We start from the raw sequence: 26,360 nt of genomic DNA, 5'->3' as shown, positions 1-26,360 counted from the left end.
GATCATGTCGCCTCCCGCCCGACGTGGCGTTGCCGGGCGTGCGGGATCGCGTGGCCGTGCAGTGCGGCGAAGGTACGCCTGCTCGCCGAGTACCGGGGCAACACCCCGGGGCTGATGGTCTTCCTGGTGACGCTCCGCGAGGAGGCCACCGCCCAACTGGCCGAACTGAACCCCAGCACGCCCCTGCCGGACCTGCACCGACGGTTCACCGACTGGGTTCGCGTCCGGTCGGGACAGCCATCTCGCTCTGGGTGCATCTGTTGCTGCCCTGGCGACAACAACTGCACCCAGAGTCCGCTCCGAAGCTGATTCGATCATGCCCGCTGCCCGCCGCGGCCTGGTCGCGCCAGCGGGTCAGCGGGTCAGCGGGTCAGCGGGTCAGCTCAGTTTCGGGGTGGCGCGGGCGAGGAGGGTGGGGAAGTCGACGCCGGGGGGCAGGGTGCCGTAGGCGTGGCCGTGGTCTGCGGCGAGTCGGGAGGCGCAGAAGGCGTCGGCGACCGCCGGGTGGCCGTGGCGCACCAGCAACGCGCCCTGCAACACCAGGGCCAACTGCTCGACCAGCCGGCGGGCGCGTACCTCCCGGTCGGCCGGGTCGGCGAGGGCCGCCTGCACCTGGCGTACGGCTGCGTCCAGGCGTGGGTCGGCACCGGCGGCGGCGTCCACCTCGGCGCGGAACGCCGCCAGCACCTCGGGCTGACCGGCGAGCGCGCGCAGCACGTCCAGCGCTGCCACGTTGCCCGAACCTTCCCAGATGGAGTTCAGCGGCGACTCGCGGAACAGCCTCGGCATGCCGGACTCCTCGACGTAGCCGTTGCCGCCCAGGCACTCCAGGGCCTCGGCGGCATGGCCGGGCCACCGCTTGCAGACCCAGTACTTGCCGATGGCCAGCGCGATCCGTTTGAACGCCGCCTCGGTCGCGTCTCCCCGGGCGGCCCGGTCGGTGGCTCCGGCCAGCCGCATCATCAGGATCGTGGCGGCCTCGGACTCGATGGCCAGGTCGGCCAGCACGTTACGCATCAGCGGCTGGTCGATCAGGGCGCGACCGAAGGCACGCCGGTGCGTGGCGTGGTGCACGGCGGTGATCACACCCTGGCGCATGCCGGCCGCCGCGCCGATCACACAGTCCAGCCGGGTCAGGTTGACCATGTCGATGATGGTGCGTACGCCCCGGCCCTCGTCACCGACCCGCCAGGCCGCCGCGTCCTCGTACTCGACCTCGGCGGAGGCGTTGGAACGGTTGCCGAGCTTGTCCTTCAGGCGCATCAGTCGCATCGGGTTGCGGGTGCCGTCGGGCAGCACCCGGGGCACCAGGAAGCAGGTGAGGCCGCCGGGCGCCTGCGCGAGGGTGAGGAACAGGTCGCACATCGGCGCGGAGGTGAACCACTTGTGCCCGACCAGCCGGTAGCTGCCGTCAGGTTGCGGGCGCGCGGTGGTGGTGTTGGCGCGTACGTCCGAGCCGCCCTGCTTCTCGGTCATCGACATGCCGGCGAGCAGTCCCCGCTTGGCCAGCGGCGGGCGCAGCCCGAAGTCGTACGCCCGGGTGGTCAGCAGTGGTTCGTAGTCGGCGGCCAGGTCCGGCGCGTGCCGCAGCGCGGGCACCGCCGCGTAGGTCATCGAGATCGGGCAGCCGTGCCCGGCGTCCGGACGCCAGGTGTAGAACTTCGCGGCGCGGGCGACGTGCGCGCCGACCCGGTCGTCGGCCCAGGGCGCGGCGTGCAGGCCGTGCTCGACGGCGGTACGCATCAACTCGTGCCAGGACGGGTGGAACTCCACCTCGTCGATGCGGTGACCGTAGCGGTCGTGGGTACGCAGCACCGGCGGATGCTCGTTGGCCAGCCGACCGTGCTCGACGGCGGGCTGACTGCCGGCGAGCCGGCCGAGGTCACGGACCTCCCCGACGGCCCAACCGGCACCCTCACGGGCGAGGCCCTCCAGCAGCGCCGGGTCGTCGGCGGTGTCGTGGTCGACAAGCGGGGGGACCTGGTTGGACACCTCGTGTGTGGTCACGGCTACACCCCCGGGGCGCGGTGCAGTTGCTTGGCGAACCAGTGATCAGGGTACGGGCTCGTGTTGTACCGCGGGATCTCCTCGTAGCCGGCGCTGCGGTAGAGCCGGATCGCCTCGGTGAGGGCACGGTTGCTGTCCAGGCGTACGCAGTCGGCACCGGCCGCCGCGGCGTGCCGTTCCAACTCGGTGAGCAGTCGTCGGCCGACGCCGAGCCCGCGTACCGACCCGGAGACCCAGAGCCGCTTGATCTCGGCGGGCCCGTCGGGCTCGAAGCGGACCGACCCGCAGCCGACCGCCTCGGAGGCGAGGGTGGCGACCAGGAACACCCCGGCGGGCGGGACGAACTGCTGGTCGTCGTCGGTGTCGAGAGTGAACCCGGACTCGAACCGTTCGGCCAGTTCCCCCGCGTACGCCCGCAGGCAGGCACGGGCGCGCGGATCGGTGGGCGGGCAGACCTCGACGGTGACCATCGACGCCATCAGCAGCCGTTGCACCTCGTTCATCGCGGTGGTCAGCCGGTCACGTTGGCCCACGCTCAACGGGGCGAGCATCGACCAGGCCAGTTCGTCGGATCGGCGATCGAGGTGTGCCCACTCGGCGCGGCCGGCTTCGGTGAGCCGGGCCATGCGTACCCGTCCGTCGCCCTCGGCCGGTGTCACCACGACCAGTCCCGCGGCCTCCAATGTGCGCAGCAGCCGGCTGAGGTATCCGGCGTCGAGGTCCAGCCGGTTGCGCAGCGCCGCCACCTCCGCCCCGGCCGGGCCGATCTCCCAGAGCAGCCGCGACTGGGCCAGCGGCCGATCACGGGCCAGGAACTTGTCGTCCAGCGCTCCGACGCGCTGGGTCACCGTGCGGTTGAAGCCCCGCACCACGTCCACGAGTTCACGCTCCATGTTGTCTGACTTTAGTCAGCTATTCCTTCCGACGGTAGGGGCGGTCGCCTGCGTTTCCGGGGCACGTCCGGGCAGAGACGAGGGTTGCGGAGGTGTGACCGAGGCCCTAATGTTAGCGATAACATCAATCGGTACGGATGAGGTCAGATCCCGTTCCGGTGCCACGGACGAGCCGGGCCGACGCGCACACGGCAGCACACAATGCCACGCCCCCGCGCGCCGACGACGCCCGCCACTGCGCCGTTTCCGGCCGCCGGTCAGGCACCCGAGCACCCGTCTGCCCGCCTGCGGCACGCCGGCTACGTGCTGCGCATCGAACCGCTCAGCTCCTCCTCCAGCGCCAACGACCGGCAGGACGTCCCCTTCCGGGTCAGCTCGTGACGCTCCATCAGGCCGCTACCACCACCCCTCACCCGCAACCAGGGAGGCCGCGATGCCCTACCCGTCCCTCAACCGTCGACACGTGCTCCAGGCCGCCGGCGCGGCCGCCCTCGCCACCGCCGTCGGTCCCCTGCTGCGTGGCGGCACCGCCAGCGCGGCGATCCCGCCGGTCCGACCCGACCTCGGCGTGGCCGCGTACGCCTTCGACATGGGCCAGGTGCGACTGACCGCCAGCCGCTGGCTGGACAACCAGAACCGCACCCTGAACTACCTGCGCTTCGTCGACGTCAACCGGCTGCTCTACAACTTCCGCGCCAACCACCGGCTGTCCACTGCCGGTGCTGCGGCGCTCGGTGGTTGGGAGGCACCCAGCTTCCCGTTCCGCACCCACTCCCAGGGGCACTTCCTGACCGCCTGGTCGCACATGTGGGCCGTGCTCGGCGACACCACCTGCCGGGACAAAGCCAACTACATGGTGGCCGAGCTGGCGAAGTGTCAGGCAAACAACGCCGCCGCCGGCTTCAACCCCGGCTACCTCTGCGGCTACCCCGAGTCGGACTTCACCGCCGTGGAGGCCCGCACCCTCAACAACGGCAACGTGCCGTACTACACCATCCACAAGACCCTCGTCGGCCTGCTCGACGTGTGGCGGCACATCGGCAACAACCAGGCCCGGGACGTGCTGCTGGCGTTGGCCGGGTGGGTCGACTGGCGTACCGGTCGGCTCAGCTCCGCACAGATGCAGGCCATGCTCGGCACCGAGTTCGGCGGCATGAACGCGGTGCTGACCGACCTGTACCAGCAGACCGGCGACGCCCGTTGGCTGACCGTCGCCCAGCGCTTCGACCACGCCGCCGTGTTCAACCCCCTCGCGGCGAACCAGGACCAACTCAACGGGCTGCACGCCAACACCCAGATCCCGAAGTGGATCGGCGCGGCCCGCGAGTTCAAGGCCACCGGCACCACCCGCTACCGCGACATCGCCAGCAACGCCTGGAACCTGACCGTCAACACCCGCACGTACGCCATCGGCGGCAATAGCCAGGCCGAACACTTCCGGGCCCCGAACGCCATCTCCGGGTACCTGCGCAACGACACCTGCGAACACTGCAACACGTACAACATGCTCAAGCTGACCCGCGAGCTGTGGCTGCTCGACCCGAACCGGGTCGCGTACTTCGACTTCTACGAACGCGCCCTGCTCAACCACCTGATCGGCGCGCAGAACCCGGCCGACAACCACGGCCACATCACCTACTTCACCCCGCTGCAACCGGGCGGACGGCGCGGCGTGGGACCGGCCTGGGGTGGCGGCACCTGGAGTACGGACTACAACTCCTTCTGGTGCTGCCAGGGCACCGGCCTGGAGAACAACACCACCCTGATGGACTCGATCTACTTCCACAACGGCAGCACGCTGACGGTGAACCTGTTCATGCCGTCGGTGCTGAACTGGTCGCAGCGCGGCATCACCGTCACCCAGTCGACCAGCTACCCGGCCAGCGACACCAGCACGCTCACCGTCACCGGCACCGTGGGCGGCTCGTGGACGATGCGCATCCGCATCCCCGCCTGGACGCAGGACGCCACCATCAGCGTCAACGGCACCGTGCAGAGCATCGCCACCACGCCCGGCACGTACGCGTCGGTCACCCGCACCTGGACCTCCGGCGACACGGTGACCGTACGGCTGCCGATGCGGGTCGTCGTGGAGCCGACGAACGACAACCCGAGCGTCGTCGCCCTCACCTACGGCCCGGCGGTGCTCTCCGGCAACTACGGCAACACCGCGCTGTCGGCGCTGCCCGCGCTGGCCACCGCCTCGGTCACCCGCACCAGCAGCACGGCGCTCACCTTCACCGCCACCGCCAACAACTCGCAGGTCAACCTGCTCCCGTTCTACGACGCGCACGGGCACAACTACACCGTCTACTGGAGCAGCGGCGGCTCCTCCGGCCCGGTGCAGGCCACGTTCCGGCTGGTGAACGCCGCCACCGGCCTGGTGCTCGGGATCGAGAACATGTCCACCGCCGACGGCGCACCGGCGTTGCAGTGGGCCGACAACGGCACCGCCGACCACGACTGGCAGCTGGTCGTCGACGGCAGCGCGGTGCGGTTCCGCAACGCCAACAGCGGCAAGGTGCTCGGCGTACAGAACATGTCCACCGCCGACAACGCGCAGGTCCTGCAATGGTCGGACACCGGCACCGCCGACCACCGCTGGACGATCGTGGACGCCGGCGACGGCTCGCACAAGATCCGCAACGGAAACAGCGGCAAGCTGCTGGCCGTCCTGAACGGCTCGACCGCGCAAGGCGCCCGCGTGGTGCAGGACCCGGACAACGGCACCCTCGACAACCAGTGGCGGTTCGTCCCCAACGGTGCCCGCCGGATCCAGAACCTGGCCACCGGCCTGGTGCTCGGCGTGCAGAACATGTCCACCGCCGACGGCGGCCTGGTCATCCAGTGGGGTGACACCGGCACCGCCGACCACCTCTGGACCGCGATCGTGGACAGCGGCGGCTACCTGCGGCTGCGCAACTCGAACAGCGGCAAGGTGCTGGGCGTGGAGAACGGCAGCAGCGCCGCCGGCGCCCGGGTGGTCCAGTGGGCCGACAACGGCTCGTCCGCCAACCGGTGGCGGCTACGGTACGGCGCAAACGGCTACTTCCGGATCCAGTCCGCCAACGGCGGCCGGGTGCTCGGCGTACTCGGCGCCTCGTCGAGCCAGGGCACCCAGATCGTCATCTGGGACGACAACGGCGCCAACGACCACCGCTGGCGCTTCATCTGACCACCCCACCACTGATCGGCTGACGCTGATCGCTGACGGCTGACGGCTGACGGCTGACGGCTGACGGCTGACGGCTGACGGCTGACGGCTGACGGCTGACGCTGATCGCCTGACGCGTGTGCGGCCCGGGCCTCCCGCTCGGGCCCCACACGCGTTTCTCGGCAGCCGTTCCCTCAGCAGGCAACGCCCCCACAGTCGTCAATCCATCGACACTCTTGATGATGTTATCGATAACATGCTAACTTCTGGCCAGGAGTAAGGGCACACTCCTCTTCGAGGTCACCGTCTGTCAGGGCACTGCGGGACGTCAGCCACTCCCGCCACCCGACGACCGACGACCTGTCCGGGCCGACACCACCTCAGCCAACCCCACGCTCTCCCACCCCGCCCCACCCCGTTGATCAAGAAGTTTCGGTCTGATCCCACGCGCTCCCCGACCAAAACCTCTTGATCACCGTTCCAGACGGCGGTGCGGACCGACCCGGCCAGCCGGCCGGGATCGGGTTGAGGCCGCAGGGGCGCGCCGGGGGTGGGTGATCAAGAGGTTTTGGTCGGATGTCGAGCTGATTCTGACCGAAACCTCTTGATCAACACTCCGAGCGAGGGCCGGGTTAGCGGCGGGGTGGGGGGGCTACGGATTGGCGGGATACGAGGGAGGGGGCGATGGTTTCGCGGAGAGCGCCGCCGCTGTCGGTTTCGATCTGCGCCAGCAGCATCTCCAGGCTGGCCCGCGCCACCGCGACGAAGTCCGGTCGGACGGTGGTCAGCGGTGGGATGAAGTAGGCCGCTTCCGGCACGTCGTCGAAGCCGACCACGCTTATGTCGTCCGGCACCCGTCGGCCGTGCTCGTGCAGGGCGCGCAGCACCCCGAGCGCGAGATGGTCGTTGGCGGTGAAGACCGCTGTCACGTCGGGCATCCGGGCGAGCATCTGCCCGCACCGGTAGCCGGCCGCCGCCGACCAGTCCGCCGGCACCAGCGGCGGGACCTCGACGCCCGCCGAGAGCAGGGCGCTCCGCCAGCCCTCGATGCGGCCCGCGCTGTCGAACCAGTCGGACGGCCCGGAGACGTGCCAGACCGTACGGTGCCCGGCATCGAGCAGATGCTGGGTCGCGGCTCGGGCACCGGCTGCCTGGTCGACAGTCACCAGCGGCATCGGTCGGCGCGGATCACCGTCGACGGTGACCAACGGTACGTCGTTGGGCAGCCGCTCCAGCGCCTCACCGGCCGACTCCACCGGTGCGATCACCACGATGCCGGCGACCCGGTGGGCCAGGTGCCGTTCGACGACCGCCGAGATGGACCGGTGATCGAGGTCGCGGACGCTGCCCACACTGACCGCGAAGCCGGACTCCGCGGCGGTCTGTTCCAAGGCGGCCAGCAGTGACGCCGGCCCGTAGAGGGTGGTGTTCTGCGCGACCACGCCGATCACCTGAGAGCGACCGGTGACCAGCGCACGCGCCGCCCGGTTCGGCCGGTAGCCCAGCTCGGCTATTGCCGCCTGGACCCGCAGCCGGGTCTGTTCCCGCACGTTCGGGTGGCCGTTGAGCACTCGCGAAACCGTCTGGTGGGAGACGCCAGCGAGGCGAGCCACGTCCGTCATCGCAGGATCGCGTACGGCCATCTCACACTCCCGCATGCCCGTGGGTCGCCGCGACCCGTCGACACTGACCGGAGCGGCTCAGATTCACGATCCCTCTCGCGACGCCCACGCCGGCCCGTGCCAGCCGGGGTGGCTTTTCGCTAGATCACGCACAGTCTACGACAGCGACGACGTCATACGCCGACAGGCCAGACGCGGATTGACGGATGTCCGTCTTTCCGATCAGCACCGATCGGCTAAAGGGTGATTCGAAGTCGCTGCTCCACGCTTTTCGCGTCGCTGCTCCACGCCTTTCGCCGCGCGGCGATCCGGGCCACGATTCCGCGAAATTGCGGCCCGGACCGGCGCGTGGTGCGGGTGGCGCCCATGCCTGGGCGCCACCCGCCGGTCACCGGTGGCTGGTGACCTCGTTCCCGGTGGTCGGCGTTGCCGGAGGAGAACGCCGGACCCACTTCGAGAGCCGCCTGACGATCGAGGTCAGGGCGTCGCCAGCTCGAAGCGTCGCACGGTCACCGCGCCGCCCAGTGCCTGGGTGGCGTGGTTGAAGATGGCGAACCGGTACCCCATGAAGAATGTCCAGTTGTTGTTGAGGGTCAGGGCGTTGCCCAACGAGACGAAGTTGACCCCGTCGGTGCTGTACGAGAAGCGGGCCTGCCGGCCGGAGCCGGGCCTGATGTCGGCGTTGGCCCGCAGCCAGATCCGCCCGCCGGACACCGCCGCGCTGGCGATCTCGCTGCCGGTGCTTGTGGTGTCCCAGTTGCTGTTCATGTTCAGCCCGTTGGTCATGACCACCCGGGTCTGCCCGTTGTCACGCCGTACCCCGATCCAGGCCGAGACGTCGCGCAGCATGGCCAGACCGGTACGGTCGCCGTCGCGCATCGTGGAGTAGTCGAGCTCGACGGTCGCCGTCGAGGTCGGCCCCTGGATGCGGTGGGTGACCGTGTTGCGGGCCTGGTAGAGGTCGTTGGTGACCGAGGCGGTCTGCAGCCGCAGGCCGTTGTTCACCGACCACCGGCTGTTGTCCGGGTTGTGGTTCCACTCCCACTGTGGGCCGAGGGTGGTGCCGGCGAAGGTGTCCACCCCGGTGAGCGGCTTGACCGGACGCAGCGGCAACGGGTTGGGGTAGTTCACGCCCCAGGCGCCGTTGACCGTCTGCACCTGCGGCCAGCCGTCGGCGGTCCAGTTGATCGGGGCCAGAGTCGGCACCCGCCCGCCCGGGTACGCGTCGGTGAAGGCCATGTAGTACCAGGCGCCGTTCGGGGTCTGCACCAGGCCGCCCTGGTGGGGTACGCCACCGCCGGAGATCGGGCCCTGCATGTTGAGCAGCACCTGCCGCTGCTCGTACGGGCCGAAGGGTCCGTTCGTGGACTTCAGCACGTACTGGCCGTTGGCGGGGCGGGTCAACCAGATGTAGTAGGCCCCGTTGCGCTTGTAGAACCGGGCGCCTTCCAGGGTGCCGATGCTCGACGGGGTCTGGTAGACCTGCTGGGCGCGCACCTGGCTGCGCCCGTCGGCGGAGAGCTGCGCGACGCTGATGGTGCCGTTGCCGTACGCGACGTACATCGTGTCGTTGTCGTCGATGAGCATGCCGGCGTCGTAGTAGCAGGGCAGGGTGGCGTGCCGGGTCCAATCGCCGTCGACGGCCTTGGCGGTGTAGATGTGGGTCTGGGCGAAGTTGATGCACCCGGCCCAGTAGTACGTCTGGTTGCTCGGCCGGTAGCTCAGGGTCGACGCCCAGATGCCCTCCACGTACGCCTGTTGCCCGGGGGGCAGGTCGTACTTGGTGCCGAAGTCCAGCCGGGGCACCGAGTGCCCGGCGAACTCCCAGTTCACCAGGTCCCAGGAGCGCAGGATCGGCGCGCCGGGCGAGTAGTGCATCGTCGAGGCGGTCATGTAGTAGACGTCGCCGACCCGGATCACCTCGACGTCCGCGAAGTCCTGCCAGACCACCGGGTTTGTGAAGTTGCCACCGGTGGGCGGCGGGGTCGTCGGCCCCGGAGTGGGTCCGTCGCCCATGCGGACCAGCTGCCACTGCTGGTTGGCGCCGTTCCAGTCGTCGTACTGGACGATGTTGCCGCCGTCGGCGGTCGAGGCGTTCTGCACCTCCATCACCCGGTTCGAGTTCCGGTTGATCAGCCGTACGTAGCCACCGGCCGAGTCGGCCAGCCGGAACTGCTGGTTGGTCCCGTTGTGGTCGGACCACTGCACGATCGAGGCACCGTTGGCGGTGGAGAAGTTGTAGACGTCGAGCACCTTGCCCGACAGCCGCGACTTGAGCCGGTAGTAGCCACCGCCGGAGTCGACGAACTGCCACTGCTGCTGGTTTCCGTCGTTACGCGACCACTGGGTGATCCGCGCCCCGTCGTTGGTCGCCAGGTTGTAGACGTCGAGCGCCTTGCCGCTGTTGCGGTTGACCAGCACGTACCACGCGTTGGTGTCGACCGTCGCGGCCGAGGCCGGCGTGGCGGCCACCGCCACCAGCGTGCCGCCGACCATCACCGCCGCGGCCACCGCGGCCCACATCCGCGACCACCACCCACGCCTACGCGGCGCGGGTCCTGAGACCTCGCCAATGGCAACCATGATCCTCCTTCAGCAATGACGAGCCATCTGAGCGGGACGGTCTCCACTGCGGCGAGCTCGTGGTGATCTCAGGCCAGTCATGTGATCGCTAACATGCCACCCGGTGCCCAAGGGATGACAAGAGATCATTTGCTGGGAGAGACGCGAAGCGGCCCGGACAGCCACAGATATCGTCCGTCTTCACTATCGACTGTGAGCGATAACACGACGTTAGTCAAGACGTAACATCCGCCGCGCGAACGGGCGGCGGAGGGGAAGGTGAGGACCCGCCACCGGCGGGGCGGTGCCCCGGCCGGTGGGTGGCGGGCCGGCCGGGGCGAGGCAGCCGCGAAAACGCGCGCTGCCGCCTCGGCGTGACGGGCGTGCCACCCGTCACGCCGGCAGGGTCGTGCTCAGAAGCCCCGGGCGAGCCGGTAGTACGCCTGGTTCCAGCGCAGTTCGTTGGCGAAGCGGCGCGGCTCGGTGTCCGCGTCGATGACGACCAGTTCGGTACGGGCCATCTCGGCCAGGTCGTGCAGCTCCTCCACCCCGACGCCCTGGGACAGGACGGTGTGGTGCGGCGCGCCCGCGGTGATCCACGCCTCGGCCGAGCCGGCCAGGCTCGGACGGGGCTGCCAGACGGCCCGGGCCACCGGGAGCTTGGGCAGCGGCTGCGGCGGCGCCACCACGTCGACCTCATTGGCGACCAGCCGGAACCGCTCCCCCATGTCGGCCAGACCGAGCACCACCGCCGGGCCGGGTTCGGCGTCGAAGACCAGCCGGACCGGGTCCTCCCGGCCGCCGATGCTCAGCGGGTGGATCTCGACGTTCGGCACGCCTGAGGCGATCGTCGGGCACACCTCCAGCATGTGCGCGCCGAGGATCAGCTCCTGGCCCGGCGTGAGGTCATAGGTGTAGTCCTCCATGAAGGAGGTGCCACCCTCGGCCCCGACCGCCATCGCCTTGACGGTGTGCACAAGCACCGAGGTCTTCCAGTCCCCCTCGCCGCCGAAGCCGTACCCGTCGGCCATCAGCCGCTGCACCGCGATGCCGGGCAGTTGCCGCAGTCCGCCGAGGTCCTCGAAGTTCGTGGTGAAGGCGCGGAAGCCACCGGCGTCCAGGAAGGTACGCAGGCCGAGTTCGATGCGGGCGGCGTACCGCAGCGAGTCGTGTCGGTCACCGCCGGGGCGCAGTTCGGCGGCGACCCGGAACGTGTCGTCGTACTCCTTGACCAGGTCGTCGATCTGCGCCTCGGCGACCTCGTCCACGGCGGTGACCAGGTCGTTGACGCCGTAGGTGTTGACCGAGACGCCGAAGCGCAGCTCCGCCTCCACCTTGTCGCCCTCGGTCACCGCGACGTCGCGCATGTTGTCGCCGAAGCGGGCCAGGCGCAGCGAACGCATCGCCGACCAGCCGATCGCGGCCCGGGTCCAGGCACCGACGCGGGAGAGCACCCGCGGGTCGGTGACGTGCCCGGCGACCGTCTTGCGGGCCACCCCCAGGCGGGTCTGGATGAACCCGAACTCCCGGTCGCCGTGGGCGGCCTGGTTGAGGTTCATGAAGTCCATGTCGATCTCGTGCCACGGCAGCTGGACGTTGGCCTGCGTGTGCAGGTGCAGCAGCGGCGTACGCAGCGCGTCCAGGCCGGTGATCCACATTTTCGCCGGCGAGAAGGTGTGCATCCAGGCGATGACCCCGACCGCCCCCTGCACGCTGGCGTCCTGACAGACCTTCAGGATGTCGGCGCTTGTGGTCAGGACCGGCTTCCAGACCACCCGGGCGGGGATGTGCGGCGAATCGTCGAGCAGGGCGGCGATCTGACGGGACTGCTCGGCCACCTGCCGGAGGGTGTCCTCGCCGTACATCGCCTGGCTTCCGGTGAGGAACCAGACCTCGGGTTCAGGTTGTGCTGCCATGGGAGTTGCCTTCCGCGAGAGGGGCGGTCACTTGTAGCGGATGCCGATGAGGCGCTGGAACAGGATGAACGCGAAGAGCAGGCCTCCGATCACGATCTTGGTCCACCAGGAGTTGAGGCTGCCGTCGAAGGTGATCAGAGTCTGGATCACGCCGAGCACCAGCACACCGAGCACCGTGCCGAAGACGTAGCCCGATCCACCGGTCAGCACGGTGCCGCCGATCACCACCGCCGCGATCACGTCGAGTTCCATGCCGACCGCGATCAGCGGCGCTCCGGACAGGGTGTAGAACGACAGCAGGATCCCGCCGATCGCCGAGCAGAGCCCGCTGATCGTGTAGACCGCGATCCGGGTACGGCCCACCGGCAGGCCCATCAACAGCGCCGACTGCGGGTTGCCGCCGATGGCGTACACGTTGCGCCCCAACCGGGTGTACGCCAGCACGTACGCGGCGATCAGCACGACGGCGAAGGCGATCAGGACGCTGACCGAGACGAAGTTGCCGCGGGGATCGCCGATCCGGTACTGCGCCATCGTGGTCCAGAAGCCGTCGGTGATCCGGATCGACGAGTCACTGATGAACGTGCACATTCCCCGGGCGAAGAACATCCCGGCAAGTGTCACGATGAACGGTTGGATGTCGAAGAAGTGGATCGCACAGCCCATCAGGAACCCGAGGGTCGGCCCGATGAGCAACGCGATGATCAGCACCGGCAACGCCGGCAGGCCGGATTCGAGCAACCAGGCCGAGACCATCGCCGTCATCGCGACCACCGAGCCGACCGACAGGTCGATGCCGCCGGTGAGGATCACGAAGGTCATCCCGACCGCGACCACGAGCAGGAAACCGTTGTCGATGAAGACGTTGAAGATGACCTGGACGTTGGAGAAGGCGCGGTACTGGGACACGCCGATGCCGTACATGACCAGCAGCAGGGCGAGGGTGACAAGCACCGGCACGTGACGCCGGGGCAGCCGGGCCCACCGCGGGCCGGTGGTCAGCGAGGTCGTGCTCACGCCGTCACCTCTTCCTTCTGCGGCTGCGGGGCCGAGGACGGAGAGGGCGGTCCACCGCGCCTGCGCCGACCGAGCTTGGCCCGGAACTCCGGTGCCTGGATGAGGCAGACCGCGATGACGACCACCGCCTTGAACAGCAGGGCCGTCTGGGGGGAGATGTTCATGGCGTACACCGTCGTGGTGAGGGTCTGGATGATCAGCGCGCCGAGGATGGTGCCGCTGAGGTAGAACCGGCCACCGGCCAGCGACGTGCCGCCGATGACGACCGCGAGGATCGCGTCCAGCTCGACCCAGAGACCGGCGTTGTTGCCGTCGGCGCTGGAGACGTTGGCGGTCATCATGAAGCCGGCGACGGCCGCACATGCCGCGCTGACCACGTAGACGAGGAAGACCATCCGGGCTGACCGGATGCCGGCCAGCCGGCTGGCCTCCCGGTTGCCACCCACCGACTCGATGATCATGCCCAGGGCGGTACGGCGGGTCAGCGCCGCGATGAGCAGGGCCGCGCCCAGCGCGATGAAGATCGCCAGCGGCAGGGTCAGCAGGTGCCCCAGCCCGAGCGCCCGGTACGGCCCCGAGTTGATGGTGATGATCTGCCCCTCGGTGACCAGCTGGGCCAGGCCCCGGCCCGCCACCATGAGGATCAGCGTCGCGATGATCGGCTGGATGCCGATCACGGAGACGAGCACACCGTTCCACGCGCCGAGCACGAGTGCGGCGCCGAGCGCCATGGCGAGCGCGGTGAAGACGGTGACCAGGCTGTTCTGGTCCGGTGCCTGACTGATGTGCAGACAGGCGATGGCGCCGCTGATGGCGCAGATCGAGCCGACCGACAGGTCGATACCGCCGGTGGAGATGACCAGGGTCATGCCCAGCCCGACCAGGATCAGCGGGGCACTCAACCGGAGGATGTCGATCGGGGTGCCGTAGAGGTGCCCGTTGTTCACCTCGACGGCCAGGAAGCCGGGCCGGTAGATCGTGTTCACCGCCAGCATCACCACGAGGACCGCCACCGGCCAGAACAGCCGGTGGCTCGCCATCGACCTGAGACGCTCGTTCACTGGCTCGCCTCCTTCCTCGTCGATCCGCTGGCGATGGTCTGCATGACGCGCTCGGCGTCCACAGTGTCGTCGTTGTCGAGCTGCGCCACCATCTCCCGGTCCCGCATCACCGCGACCTTGTGGCTCAGCCGCAGCACCTCCTCCAGCTCGGCCGAGATGAACAGCACGGCCATGCCGCCGTCGGACAACTGCACGACGAGCTTCTGGATCTCGGCCTTGGCGCCGATGTCGATGCCGCGGGTCGGCTCGTCCAGGATGAGCAGGCGAGGCTCGGTGATCAGCCAGCGGGCCAGCAGCACCTTCTGCTGGTTGCCGCCGGAGAGGTTACGCACCGGCACGTCCGGGTTGGCGGGTCGGATGCTCAACGCCTTGATGTACTGCTCGACCAGTTCGTCCTGGCGTCGACGTGGGATCGGGCGGAGCCAGCCCCGGGCCGCCTGCATCGCCAGGATCATGTTCTCCCGGACGGACAGGTCGGGGATGATCCCCTCCGCGCGGCGGTTCTCCGAACAGAACCCGATGCCGTACTCGATGGCCTGAACCGGGTTGCGCAGGCTCGTCGGTTTGCCGTTCACCGTGACCTCGCCCCGGTCGGCGCGGTCCGCGCCGAAGAACAACCGCGCCGCCTCGGTACGCCCCGAGCCGAGCAGGCCGGCCAGGCCGACCACCTCGCCGGCGTGGATGGTCAGGCTGAACGGGGCGACCGCGCCCTTGCGACCCAACTCCGAGACCGCCACGAACGGGGTGCCGCCCTCCACGGCCGCGAGCTCCCGCCGGGGCTGCTCCTCCAGCCGTTCCAGCACGTCGAGTTCCTTGCCGATCATCTTCTCGACCAGGGCGAGCTGCGGCAGCTCCGCGATCGGGTACTCACCGACCAGGGTGCCGTTGCGCAGCACGGTGATCCGGTCGGCGATGCCGTAGACCTGGTCGAGGAAGTGGGTCACGAAGAGGATCGCGATTCCCTCGTCGCGCAACTGGCGCATGACGCGGAACAGCTGCGCCACCTCAGTGGCGTCCAGGCTGGAGGTCGGCTCGTCGAGGATCAGCACCCGCGCCTGCACGTCGATCGCGCGGGCGATGGCGACCATCTGCTGCACCGCCAGGGAGTAGCTGGCCACCGGCGCGGTGACGTCGATGTCGAGGTCGAGGCGGGTCAGCAGTTGCCGCGCCCGCCGGCGTACCTCACCCCAGCGGACGGCCCCGAGAAGTCGGGGCTCCCGGCCGATGAAGATGTTCTCCGCCACGGAGAGGTTCGGGCAGAGGTTGACCTCCTGGTAGACCGTGCTCACGCCGGCGGCGGACGCCTGCATCGGGCCGGAGAAGGCCACCTGCTCGTCGCCCAGCGTGATGGTGCCCTCGTCGATGCCGTAGACCCCGGTCAACACCTTGATCAGGGTCGACTTGCCGGCGCCGTTCTCGCCCATGAGGGCGTGCACCTCGCCGGGAAAGAGCCGGAAGTCGACGTTGTGGAGTGCGCGCACTCCAGGAAAGGACTTACTGATCCCGGTCATCGTCAGGACCGGACGGCTATCCGTCATCCCATCAGGCCTTCTTCTGGGTTCGATTCTGTTCGGGGGCTACGGCCGTCCCGTGACGTCCGCCCGACCGACCCTCAGGGTCGATCGGGCGGACGTGGGCACCGGAGGTGTCGGGCCGCCCGGTCCGTCGGGGAAGTGGGCGACGCGGCGGGGCCGCCACGCTCACTGTGGCGACCCCGGGCATCGATCAGTACTTGCGGTTGGGCAGAGCCTCCTTGGCCTGCTCCTGGGTGAAGGTGGTCTCCTCGGTCTCGATCCGCGGCGGCACCTCTTCACCCGCGTGGATCTTCTTGGCCAGGTCCATCAGCTGTGGGCCGAGCAGCGGGCTGCACTCCGCGATGAAGTTGAACTTGCCGTCGGCCAGGGCCTGCATGCCGTCCTTGACCGCGTCGATGGTGATGATGGTGATGTCCTTGCCGGGCTCCTTGCCCGCCGCGGTGATCGCCTCGAGCGCACCCAGACCCATGTCGTCGTTGTGCGCGAAGAGCACGTCGATCTTCGGGTGGGCCTTGAGGAACTGCTCCATGACCTGCTTGCCACCGGCGCGGGTGAAGTCACCCGACTGCGAGGCGATGACCTTCAGCTTGGGGTCGGCGGCGATCGCCTCGGCGAAGCCCTTCTTCCGGTCGTTGGCCGGGGCCGAGCCGGTGGTGCCCTGCAGCTCGACGATGTTCACGTCGCCGGTCGCGTCCTTGGAGTTCTCGACCAGCCACTCGCCGGACAGCCGGCCTTCCTTGACGAAGTCCGAGCCGAGGAAGGTCTTGTACAGCGACTTGTCGGCCGAGTCCACCGCGCGGTCGGTCAGGATGACCGGGATGCCGGCGTCCTTGGCCTCCTTGAGCACGGTGTCCCAGCCCGACTCCACGACCGGCGAGAAGGCGATCACGTCGACCTTCTGCTGGATGTAGTTGCGGATGGCCTTGATCTGGTTCTCCTGCTTCTGCTGGGCGTCGTCGAACTTCAGCTCGATGCCCGCCTCGGCAGCCGCCTCCTTGATGGAGTTGGTGTTGGCCGTCCGCCAGCCGCTCTCCGCGCCGACCTGGGAGAAGCCCATGACGATCTTGTCGTCGCCGGCTCCTCCGCCGTCGGTTCCGGTGTCACTGTTGCCGCAGGCTGCCATACCGCCGGCCAGAAGCACGGCGGCGAGCGCCGCGACGGCGCGCCGAGGCGCGAGGGACATTCGCATGTTTCTCATCGGATCTCCTCGGGTGGGGGTGCGGGTTCCACGCCGTCGGCCGAGACCGGCGTCGTGGCGTACTGGTGGTGTGGATCCTGTGCAAGGTGGTACGAGGTCGGTCGCGGCCCGGTCGGGTCGCATCCGGGGTCAGGTGGTCGCCGGCGCGGGACGTTGGCCGTAGACGTTCTGGTAGCGGTCGTAGAGGGCGTCGATGTCCGCCTGCGCCATCGGCACCGGCTGCCCGAGCGCCCGTGCCAGGTGCGCGGTCCGGGCGACGTCCTCGCACATCACCGCGGCCTTGACCGCGGCCCGGGCGGTACGCCCGATGGTGAAGACGCCGTGGTTGCGCATCAGTACGGCCGGCGAGCGGTGCCCGGTCAGCGTGCTGACGATCCCCTTGCCGATGTCGTCCCCGCCGATCAGCGCGAACGGACCCACCGGGATCTCCCCGCCGAACTCGTCGGCCTGGGCGGTCAGCCAGCAGGGGATCGACTCGCCGCGGGCCGCCCAGGCGGTCGCGTACGTGCTGTGGGTGTGCACCACGCCGCCGACCTCGGGCATGGCCCGGTAGACGTAGGCGTGCGCGGCGGTGTCACTCGACGGCGACAGGTCGCCCTCGACCGGTACGCCGTCGAGGTCGCAGAGCACCATGTTGTCGGCGGACAGGTCGTCGTAGTCGACACCACTCGGCTTGATGATCATCAGATCCCGGCCGGGTACCCGCGCGGAGACGTTGCCAGCCGTCCAGGCCACCAGTCCGTAGCGGGTCAGTTCGCCGTGCAGCCGAGCGACGGTCTCGCGCAACTCACGCTCGATCATGCCACCTCCTCCAACGCGGTCTCGTTCGTCGACGCGCCCGATCCCGCGGCCGCGTTCCGGATCGCCCGCAGGCGCAGCATCACGTCGTTGGCGCCGCGACCGAAGTGGTCGTGCAGCGTGCGGTACTCGGCGTAGAGCGCGTCGTAGGCGCGTACCCGGTCCGGATCGGGGCGGTAGACCGCCTCGCTGATCCGGCCCATCGCCTGCGACGCCTCGTGGATCGAGGAGTACTCGCCGGCGGCCACCGCGGCGTGGATGGCCGAGCCGAGCGCCGGGCCCTGCGCCGAGCCGATGATGCTCAACGGCCGGTTGGTGACGTCGGCGTAGATCTGCATCAGCAGCTTGTTCGAGGTGAGCCCGCCGGCGATCACCAGGTCGTTGACCGGCACTCCCGCCTCGACGAACGCCTCGATGATCATGCGGGTGCCGTACGCCGTCGCCTCCAGCAACGCCCGGTAGACGTCCTCCGGACGGGTGGCCAGGGTCAGGCCGACGATCATTCCACTGAGGTCGTGGTTGACAAGCAACGACCGGTTGCCGTTCCACCAGTCCAGCGCGACCAGACCGTGGGCGCCGACCGGCTGGGCGGCGGCGAGCTCGGTGAGCCGCTCGTGCGAGGCCACCTCCGCCGGGGCGGCGTGCTTGACGAACCAGCCGAAGATGTCGCCGACCCCGCTCTGACCGGCCTCGTAGCCCCAGGCCCCGGCGCTGATGCCGCCCTCGACGACGCCGCACATCCCGGCCACCTCGGCCGGCTGGGCGCCATTGACCACGTGGCAGGTGGAGGTGCCCATGATCGCGACAAGTCGGCCCGGTGCGAGGGCCTGCGCGGAGGCGGCGGTGACGTGCGCGTCGACGTTGCCGACGGCCACCGCGATGCCCTGCGGCAGGCCGGTCCAGGCGGCGGCCTGCGCGGTCAGCTCGCCGGCCTTGTCGGCCAGCGGCAGCAGCGGACCGTCGAGCTTGGTCACGAAGTCGCCGAAGTCGGGGTTGAGGGCGGTCAGGTAATCCGTCGACGGGTACTTGCCGTCCTGCATGATGCCCTTGTAACCGGCCGTGCAGACGTTGCGGGTCTCGACGCCGCACAACTGCCAGACGATCCAGTCGGCGGCCTCGATGAACCGGTCGGCCCGCTGGTAGACCTCCGGGTCCTCCTCCAGCAGTTGCAGCCCCTTGGCGAACTGCCACTCGGCGGAGATCTTGCCGCCGTAGCGGCCGATCCACGGCTCGCCGCGTTCGTGGGCAAGGGCGTTGATCCGGTCGGCGTGCGGCTGGGCCGCGTGGTGCTTCCAGAGCTTCACCCAGGCGTGCGGCCGCTGCCGCAGCTCCGGCACCTCGCACAGTGGAGTGCCGTCGGCGAGCGTCGGCAGGATCGTGCAGGCGGTGAAGTCGATGCCGATGCCGACGACGTCACGCGGGTCCACTCCGGCGGCGGCGACGGCCGCCGGCACGGCGTGACGCAGCACGTCGCGGTAGTCCTGCGGGTCCTGCAACGCCCAGTCCGGTGGCAGGGACGGGCCGCCGTCGGGCAGTGCGGACTCGATGACGGCGTTGCGGTACTCGTGCACCGCCGTACCCAGTTCGGCACCGTCGCGTACGCGGACCACCAGGGCCCGCCCGGACAGGGTCCCGTAGTCGACTCCGACGACATACCGGTCGCCGACTTCGCCCACACCGCTCATGCTCACCTCCGGCCGATGACGGACCTCAGTGTTAACGCTCACATCCGGCGTCGTCAAGACACCGGCCGGCAACAGCTCCGTAACGGAGTGCGGCGACCCGCCCGACCACCCGCAACGATCGGCGCGACACCGCATACCCGGCCCATCCTGCGCCAGATGCCGGGATGCGCAAGCGGTATCCGATGTCGCACCCGGTCGGCGCGGGCGACGCACGGCCGTCGGCTGCCCGCGACCGCTCCGGCGGCTCCGCCCGCAGCGGCCGCGTCAGCACCGGAGCCCGCCGGCCACTGTAACGACTACAGCCGTCGGCCCGGGCTTGCCGGGTGATCGACCGATGCCATCCACAAAGGCCTCCGGGCCACCCGCGAAGGCGCCTCGATTCGACACATGAGCGTTAACATCCGTCGATTCCACAGGGGCGACTCCACCGCCCTCGTCGACATCCGTGCCGACGCGAGGCCGTACTGGAGCCGATCGCCAACTGAATCGTTTCCACGTGCGAAATCAGCACCAGCAGGACTGGGCAACTGCTCCCGATCAGGTCGAGAAGTCCGCTTGGCATCCATCGACGCCGATTTACAGAACCAGATGGCAGCGATAACATCCCTGACATCGGAGCGCCCGTGTCCGGGAGAACCGCCACCGTCACACCGCCCACGTCGTAACGCGACCACGTGACGGCCGACGCGATCCTCGGGCGGGCCGTGGGCGACGGCGTCCCTGCCACGGCCGGCGGTACTCCGTCCATCTGACCGCGAGCAGACGACGCTGCCCGCGCCCGCTCGACGAACCACCTGGGCTGCCCGACAACTCACCGGTCGGTCATCGATGACTACCACTCACCGTCCCTGTCCCGAGGAGGATCGAATGCGTGCACGACCACGATGGTTGGCCGTCCTGAGCGTTCTGGTACTGACGCTCACCACGGTCATCGTCGACGGACTCCACTCACCGAAACCCGCACAGGCGCTGAACAACGGCGTGGCCCGCACCCCACCGATGGGGTGGAACACCTGGAACACCTTCGGCTGCAACATCAACGAGACGCTGATCCGGCAGATGGCCGACGCGATCGTCAACACCGGCATGCGCGACCTCGGCTACAAGTACGTCGTCGTCGACGACTGCTGGTTCGACCCGAACCGCGACGCGCAGGGCAACCTCCAGGCCCACGCCGGTCGCTTCCCCAGCGGCATGAAGGCCCTCGGCGACTACCTGCACTCCCGAGGTCTGCTCTTCGGCCTCTACCAGGTGCCCCGGGAGAAGACCTGCGCCCAGTACTTCGGCGCCTGGCCCGGTTCCACCGGCAGCCTCGGACACGAATACCAGGACGCCCGGCAGTTCGCCGCCTGGGGCGTGGACTTCCTCAAGTACGACTGGTGCTCACCGTGGGGCACCATCAACGACCAGATCGCCGGGTTCTCGCTGATGCGCGACGCCCTCGCGGCCACCGGTCGGCCCATCGTCTACAGCATCAACCCGAACAGCATCCACGAGAAGACCGGCCCCCAGCGCAACTGGGGCGACATCGCCAACATGTGGCGGACCACCGAGGACATCACCAACGCGTGGAACACCGGTCAGACCAACGGCTACCCGATGGGCATCCAGAACATCGTCAACGTCAACGTGCCCATCGCCTCGTACGCCTCACCGGGCTCGTTCAACGACCCGGACATGCTCGTGGTCGGCAACGGCGGCATGACCGACACCGAGATGCGCAGCCACTTCGCCCTCTGGGCGATCATGGCGGCGCCGCTGATCGCCGGCAACGACATCCGTAACGCCAACGCCGCCACGCTTGACATCCTGCGCAACCAGAACCTCGTCGCCATCAACCAGGATTCCCTGGCGCTGCAGGCAGTGCAGGTCTCCAACGACGGCATCCGCCGGGTGCTGGCCAAGCGGCTGGCCAACGGCGACGTCGCGGTCGCCCTGTTCAACCAGGGCAACTCCACCACCACCGTCTCCACCACGGCGGCGGCGATCGGCAAGTCCGGCAACTCGTTCACCCTGCGCGACGCCTGGACCAACACCACCTCGACGAGCACCGGAACGATCTCGGCCAGCGTGCCGGCGCACGGCACCGTGGTCTACCGGGTCAGCGGTGGCGGCACCACCACTCCCCCGCCCCCGCCGCCCACCTTCCGGCTGCGCAGCGAATCGTCCGGCCGCTGCCTGGACGTCAACAACAGCGGCACCGCCAACGGCACCGCCACGCTGATCTGGGACTGCCACACCGCCAGCAACCAGAGCTTCACTCAGAACGGTCAGGCGCTTCAGGTGCTCGGCAAGTGCCTGGACATCTCCCCGACCGCCACCACCGGCACCCCCGTACAGATCTGGGACTGCAACGGTGGCACCAACCAACAGTGGACGTTCAACAGCAACGGCACCATCAGCAACGTCCGCTCCCCCAACCTCTGCCTGGACGTCAACAACAACGGCACCGCCAACGGCACCCCCGTGATCGTCTGGACCTGCCACACCGCCCCCAACCAACGCTGGACCCGCACCTAACAGCCCCACCCCCGTCCCCTCCCTCGCCTCCCTCCCTCCCTCGCCCCGCCCCTCCACACCCCACGCCCTCACGCCCACCCCGCCCCGCCGCCCCGCCTACCCGCCCCGTCGATCTTGCACTTTCCGCCTCGACGAAAGCTGTCGATCCAGGCATATGGGCGACCAGAAGTGCAAGATCGACGGGGTAGAGCGGGGCGGGCGCGGAGGGCGAGGGAGCGCGAGGGCGGGGAGTGGGAGGGCGGGGGGTCAAGGGAGGGGGGTCAGGGGGTTGGTGAGGAGGGGGGTGAAGGCCAGTTCGGCGGCGCCGGTGAGGGTGGCGTCGTCGCCGAGGGCGGCGATGCGCAGCTTGACGTGTTCGCGGGCGACCGGCAGGACGTTGCGGGCGATGCGGGCACGGACCTGGTCGGCCGCGCCCGGGTACAGGTCGCACAGCATCCCGCCGAACACCACCATCCCGGGATTGAACAGATTGATCAGGTTCGCCACCCCGATGCCGAGCCAGTCACCGACGCGCCGCAGCGCCTCGCGGGCCGCCGGATCTCCCCGGTCGGCGTCGTCGGTCACCGCGCGGATCGCGTCGCGGCCGAACAGTTCGGCGGGCCGACCGGCGGCGTCGAGCAGGGCGCGCTCGCCGACCTCGGCCTCCAGGCAGCCGTACGAGCCGCACCCACAGGCCCGCCCGTCGTACGGGTTGACCACCATGTGCCCGACTTCGCAGCCGTAGCCGCCGTCGCCGCCCAGCAACCGACCACCGACGATGATCCCGCCGCCGACCCCGACGTCCCCGTGCAGGTAGATGAGGTTGTGCAGGCCGACGCCCGCGCCACGCTGGTGTTCGGCCTGCGCGCCCAGGTGCGCCTCGTTGCCCACCAGCACCGGCAGGCCGAGCCCGAGCCGGCGACCCAGTTCGGCGCCGAATGCCTGGTCGACCCAGCCCAGGTCGGGACCGAAGCGCACCATCCCGTCGCCGGGGCGGATCATCCCGCAGTACGACGCGCCCACGCCCACGCAGGTGGCCGACGGCGGCGCGGCGCGATGCAACTGGCGACCGAAGCGGGCCAGCACCTCCACCACCTGCGGCAGGTCGGGCCCGGCGCGGGGGCGTACCGCCTCACGACGGTCCAGGATGACGCCGCCCAGCCCGACCCGGGCGGCGACCAGCCGGTCCACCGCCACGTCGAAGGCGAGTACGTAGATCCGGTCGGAGGCGGGACGTACCAGCAGGGACGGTCGGCCGGCACGACCGGTGTCCGACGGGGACTCCTCCTCGACCAGGCCGACCCGGGCCAGCTCGGTGGTCAGCGCGCGGATGGTGCTGCGGTTGAGCCCCATCCGCGCGGCCAGGTCGGCACGGCAGAGCGGACCGTCCAGATGCACATGGCGCAGCAGTGTGCTGGCGTTGCGCCGACGGATCTCCTCCTGGACCACCGATCCTCCGGCATCAGCGTCGATGCGGACACCCTGACGCGAGGCAGTGTGGTCAACAGCTGCCGTGGCGTCAAGGCGAGGGCCGGGCGACCCACCCACACCGAACCGTCAACGGCTCGTCCCGGCGCGACGCTTGTTGTAGACGTCGAACGCGACGGCTACGAGCAGCACCAGTCCCTTCACCACCGACTGCATCGACTGCTCGACGCCCATCAACTGCATGCCGTTGCTCATCACCGCCATGATGAGGCCACCCACCATGGCACCGACCACGGTGCCCACGCCACCGGTGACGGCCGCGCCGCCGATGAACGCCGCGGCGATCGCGTCCAGCTCGAACATGTTGCCAGCCGCCGGCTGCGCGCCGTTGGAGCGGGAGGAGAAGATGACGCCGGCCACCGCGGACAGGAAGCCCATGTTGACGAAGATCCAGAAGTTGACCGTACGGACCTTCACGCCCGACAGCATCGCCGCCGGCAGGTTGCCGCCGATCGCGTAGACCTGCCGACCGAACACCGTACGCCGGGTGAGCAGCCCGTAGACCAGCACCAGCACGGCCAGGATGATCAGCACGATGGGCAGGCCCCGGGCGTTGGCCAGCTGCCAGGCGAACCACATGACCACGGCGCCGACCAGGACCATTCGCGCGACGAACAACGCGAACGACTCCACCGGCTGCTGGTAGCGGATCCGCGCCACCCGGGTGCGGAAGCAGCTCACCACGTATCCGGCCACCGCGATGCCACCGATGAGCAGGGTGAAGGCGTCGTAGCCGTCGCCGCCGATCAGCCCGTTGAGGAAGCCGGCCGCGATCTGGTTGTACTCCGCCGGGAACGGCGACAGCGAGACGTTCTCGAGCACCCGCAGTGTCAGACCACGGAACAGCAGCATCCCGGCGAGCGTCACGATGAAGGCCGGGATGCCCACGTACGCGACCCAGAAGCCGTGCCACGCACCGACCGCGAGCCCGACGGCCACCGCCGCGAGCACCCCGAGCCACCAGGGTTGCCCCTGCCGGATGACGACCACGGCGGAGACCGCGCCGGTCAGCGCCACCACCGAGCCGACCGACAGGTCGATGTGCCCGCCGATGATCACGATGACCATGCCGATGGCGAGCACCAGGATGTACGAGTACTGAAGGACGATGTTGGTGATGTTGCCGGGGCTCAGCGAGAGACCGTCGGTGAGGAAGGCGAAGAGCGCGACGATGACGACGAGCGCCACGAAGATGCCGCTCTGCCGCAGATTGTTCATGATCAGCGTACGCGGGTCGCTGCTACCGACGTGCAGTGCGTCGGCGGGCGTACTCTCGGCCGACCCGCTCTTGTGCACCGAGGAGGGCTTGGTGCTGGTCATCTGACGGATTCCTTGTCCTTCGCCATGAGTTCCATGAGCTTCTCCTGGGTCGCCTCGGCTGCCGGCAGCACGCCGGTGATCCGGCCCGCCGACAGGGTGTAGATGCGGTCGCACATGCCCAGCAGTTCCGGCAGTTCGGACGAGATCATGATGACCGCCTTACCGTCGGCCACCAGTTGGTTGATGATCGTGTAGATCTCGAACTTCGCCCCGACGTCGATGCCCCGGGTCGGCTCGTCCAGGATCAACACGTCCGGATCCGTGAACAGCCACTTCGACAGGACGACCTTCTGCTGGTTGCCGCCGGAGAGCTTGCCCACCACGGACAGCACGCTCGGCGCCTTGATGTTCATGTCGCGCCGGCTGGTCTCGGCGACCCGGGTCTCCTCGTTGTCGTGCACCCATCCGGCGCGGGCCAGCCTGTGCAGCCCGGCCGATGACACGTTGTGCCGGATGTCGTCGATGAGGTTGAGGCCGAAGCGCTTGCGGTCCTCGGTCGCGTACGCGATGCCGTTGCCGATCGCCTCGGACACCGACCGTGCCCTGATCTCCTTGCCGTGCATGTACAGCCGACCGGAGATGTCCCGCCCGTACGAGCGCCCGAAGACGCTCATCGCCAACTCGGTACGGCCCGCCCCCATCAACCCGGCGATGCCGACCACCTCGCCGGCCCGTACGTCGAGGCTCGCGCCGTCGACGACCAGCCGGTCCTGAGTGGGATGCCGCACGGTCCAGTCCTCGATGCGCAGCACCTCCGCCCCCGGGGAGGAGACCCGGTCGGGGTAGAAGCTGTCCAGGTCACGGCCGACCATGCCGCGGATGATCCGCTCCTGGGTCACCTCGCCCGAGCCCATCTCCAGCCGCTCCACCGTGCGGCCGTCGCGCAGCACGGTGGTCGAGTCGGCGATGGAGGTGATCTCGTTGAGCTTGTGCGAGATCATGATGCAGGTGATGCCCTGGTCGCGCAGCCGGCGCATCAGGTTCAGCAGGTGCGCGGAGTCGACGTCGTTGAGCGCGGCCGTCGGCTCGTCCAGGATCAGCAGCTTGACCTCTTTGGACAGCGCCTTGGCGATCTCGACAAGTTGCTGTTTGCCGACGCCGAGCTGCACCACGGGGGTGACCGGGTTCTCGTGCAGGCCGACCGAGGCGAGCAACCGCGCCGCCTCGGCGTTTGTGCGGTTCCAGTCGATCAGGCCGCTGCGGCCCCGGCGTTCGTTGCCGAGGAAGATGTTCTCGGCGATGGAGAGGTACGGCACCAGGGCGAGTTCCTGGTGGATGATGACGATGCCGTGGGCCTCGCTGTCGCGGATGCCGCGGAAGTCCACCGGCTTGCCGTCGAGCAGGATCTCACCGGAATAGCTGCCCGTCGGGTAGACGCCCGACAGCACCTTCATCAGGGTGGACTTGCCGGCGCCGTTCTCACCGCAGATGGCGTGGATCTCGCCACGTCGTACGGCGAGGGTGACGTCCTGGAGCGCCGCCACCCCCGGGAAGGTCTTGGTGATGCGACGCATCTCGAGGATGTGGTCGTCCATGATCACCGTCCTGCGGTCTCGATCGTGGTGCGGGGCGAAAATGGGGTGGTCCGGGCTCGGCGGCGGGCAC

18 protein-coding genes are annotated in these 26,360 nt (G+C 69.2%); 3 read left to right on the top strand and 15 right to left on the bottom strand.

Going from position 1 to position 26,360, the window contains the following annotated elements:
• Window positions 1-2: 2 nt before the first annotated feature.
• The 3 genes from Vgi01_RS10075 to Vgi01_RS10065 all read right to left on the bottom strand — a co-directional run bounded on the left by Vgi01_RS10075 (window position 3) and on the right by Vgi01_RS10065 (window position 2,900).
• Window positions 3-179, bottom strand: coding sequence for a hypothetical protein (locus Vgi01_RS10075; protein ID WP_204290832.1), 177 nt, complete (start codon window positions 177-179; stop codon window positions 3-5).
• Between the two features lie 199 nt (window positions 180-378).
• Complete coding sequence (locus Vgi01_RS10070; RefSeq protein WP_204290831.1) at window positions 379-2,007, bottom strand: isovaleryl-CoA dehydrogenase; 1,629 nt, start codon at window positions 2,005-2,007, stop codon at window positions 379-381.
• Between the two features lie 2 nt (window positions 2,008-2,009).
• Complete coding sequence (locus tag Vgi01_RS10065; RefSeq protein ID WP_204290830.1) at window positions 2,010-2,900, bottom strand: bifunctional helix-turn-helix transcriptional regulator/GNAT family N-acetyltransferase; 891 nt, start codon at window positions 2,898-2,900, stop codon at window positions 2,010-2,012.
• 201 nt (window positions 2,901-3,101) lie between these two features.
• On the opposite strand from Vgi01_RS10065, the gene Vgi01_RS10060 reads away from it, so the two are divergent.
• Together Vgi01_RS10060 and Vgi01_RS10055 are read left to right on the top strand one after the other, a co-directional pair.
• Window positions 3,102-3,281, top strand: coding sequence for a fascin domain-containing protein (locus Vgi01_RS10060; protein WP_102660160.1), 180 nt, complete (start codon window positions 3,102-3,104; stop codon window positions 3,279-3,281).
• 52 nt (window positions 3,282-3,333) lie between these two features.
• Entirely contained in the window at window positions 3,334-6,075 is a 2,742-nt protein-coding gene (locus Vgi01_RS10055) for a beta-L-arabinofuranosidase domain-containing protein (RefSeq protein ID WP_204290829.1), read from the top strand.
• A gap of 611 nt (window positions 6,076-6,686) precedes the next feature.
• Here the strand turns inward: Vgi01_RS10055 and Vgi01_RS10050 are convergent.
• The 9 genes from Vgi01_RS10050 to araB all read right to left on the bottom strand — a co-directional run bounded on the left by Vgi01_RS10050 (window position 6,687) and on the right by araB (window position 19,448).
• Complete coding sequence (locus Vgi01_RS10050) at window positions 6,687-7,676, bottom strand: LacI family DNA-binding transcriptional regulator (protein ID WP_199180323.1); 990 nt, start codon at window positions 7,674-7,676, stop codon at window positions 6,687-6,689.
• 477 nt (window positions 7,677-8,153) lie between these two features.
• Window positions 8,154-10,199, bottom strand: coding sequence for a family 43 glycosylhydrolase (locus Vgi01_RS10045; RefSeq protein WP_239088874.1), 2,046 nt, complete (start codon window positions 10,197-10,199; stop codon window positions 8,154-8,156).
• Between the two features lie 452 nt (window positions 10,200-10,651).
• Window positions 10,652-12,154 carry an L-arabinose isomerase gene (araA, locus tag Vgi01_RS10040; RefSeq protein ID WP_204290827.1) on the bottom strand — a complete coding sequence of 501 codons (1,503 nt, stop codon included), beginning with the start codon at window positions 12,152-12,154 and terminating at the stop codon, window positions 10,652-10,654.
• Window positions 12,155-12,181: 27 nt separating this feature from the next.
• Window positions 12,182-13,171 carry a galactofuranose ABC transporter, permease protein YjfF gene (gene yjfF / locus Vgi01_RS10035; protein ID WP_204290826.1) on the bottom strand — a complete coding sequence of 330 codons (990 nt, stop codon included), beginning with the start codon at window positions 13,169-13,171 and terminating at the stop codon, window positions 12,182-12,184.
• Entirely contained in the window at window positions 13,168-14,211 is a 1,044-nt protein-coding gene (locus Vgi01_RS10030; protein ID WP_204290874.1) for an ABC transporter permease, read from the bottom strand. Before Vgi01_RS10030 ends, yjfF begins: the two co-directional genes overlap by 4 nt.
• A gap of 17 nt (window positions 14,212-14,228) precedes the next feature.
• Complete coding sequence (locus tag Vgi01_RS10025; RefSeq protein ID WP_204290825.1) at window positions 14,229-15,770, bottom strand: sugar ABC transporter ATP-binding protein; 1,542 nt, start codon at window positions 15,768-15,770, stop codon at window positions 14,229-14,231.
• A 187-nt stretch (window positions 15,771-15,957) separates the two neighbouring features.
• Complete coding sequence (locus Vgi01_RS10020; RefSeq protein ID WP_239088869.1) at window positions 15,958-16,965, bottom strand: ABC transporter substrate-binding protein; 1,008 nt, start codon at window positions 16,963-16,965, stop codon at window positions 15,958-15,960.
• Window positions 16,966-17,094: 129 nt separating this feature from the next.
• Entirely contained in the window at window positions 17,095-17,766 is a 672-nt protein-coding gene (locus Vgi01_RS10015) for an L-ribulose-5-phosphate 4-epimerase (RefSeq protein WP_204290824.1), read from the bottom strand.
• Entirely contained in the window at window positions 17,763-19,448 is a 1,686-nt protein-coding gene (gene araB / locus Vgi01_RS10010; protein WP_204290823.1) for a ribulokinase, read from the bottom strand. The genes Vgi01_RS10015 and araB overlap by 4 nt, the downstream gene beginning before the upstream one ends.
• Before the next feature lie 867 nt (window positions 19,449-20,315).
• Here araB and Vgi01_RS10005 point away from each other — a divergent pair.
• Window positions 20,316-21,968, top strand: a complete 1,653-nt coding sequence (locus tag Vgi01_RS10005; RefSeq protein ID WP_204290822.1) for a glycoside hydrolase family 27 protein — start codon at window positions 20,316-20,318, stop codon at window positions 21,966-21,968.
• 246 nt (window positions 21,969-22,214) lie between these two features.
• On the opposite strand, the gene Vgi01_RS10000 is transcribed toward Vgi01_RS10005, so the two are convergent.
• From Vgi01_RS10000 to mmsA, 3 genes are all read right to left on the bottom strand, one after another.
• On the bottom strand, window positions 22,215-23,396 hold the full coding sequence (locus Vgi01_RS10000) for an ROK family transcriptional regulator (RefSeq protein WP_204290821.1): 1,182 nt from the start codon (window positions 23,394-23,396) through the stop codon (window positions 22,215-22,217).
• 108 nt (window positions 23,397-23,504) lie between these two features.
• The gene (mmsB, locus tag Vgi01_RS09995) at window positions 23,505-24,755 is read right to left on the bottom strand and encodes a multiple monosaccharide ABC transporter permease (RefSeq protein ID WP_204290820.1); all 1,251 of its coding nucleotides are present in this window, start codon (window positions 24,753-24,755) and stop codon (window positions 23,505-23,507) included.
• Complete coding sequence (gene mmsA, locus Vgi01_RS09990) at window positions 24,752-26,290, bottom strand: multiple monosaccharide ABC transporter ATP-binding protein (protein WP_102659393.1); 1,539 nt, start codon at window positions 26,288-26,290, stop codon at window positions 24,752-24,754. Before mmsA ends, mmsB begins: the two co-directional genes overlap by 4 nt.
• Between the last annotated feature and the right edge of the window lie 70 nt (window positions 26,291-26,360).

It is taken from the genome of Micromonospora gifhornensis (assembly GCF_016863515.1).
GTDB classification, from domain to species: domain Bacteria; phylum Actinomycetota; class Actinomycetes; order Mycobacteriales; family Micromonosporaceae; genus Micromonospora; species Micromonospora gifhornensis.
Note: the sequence above shows the minus strand (reverse complement) of the source record. Positions and strands in the feature narration are given on the sequence as shown.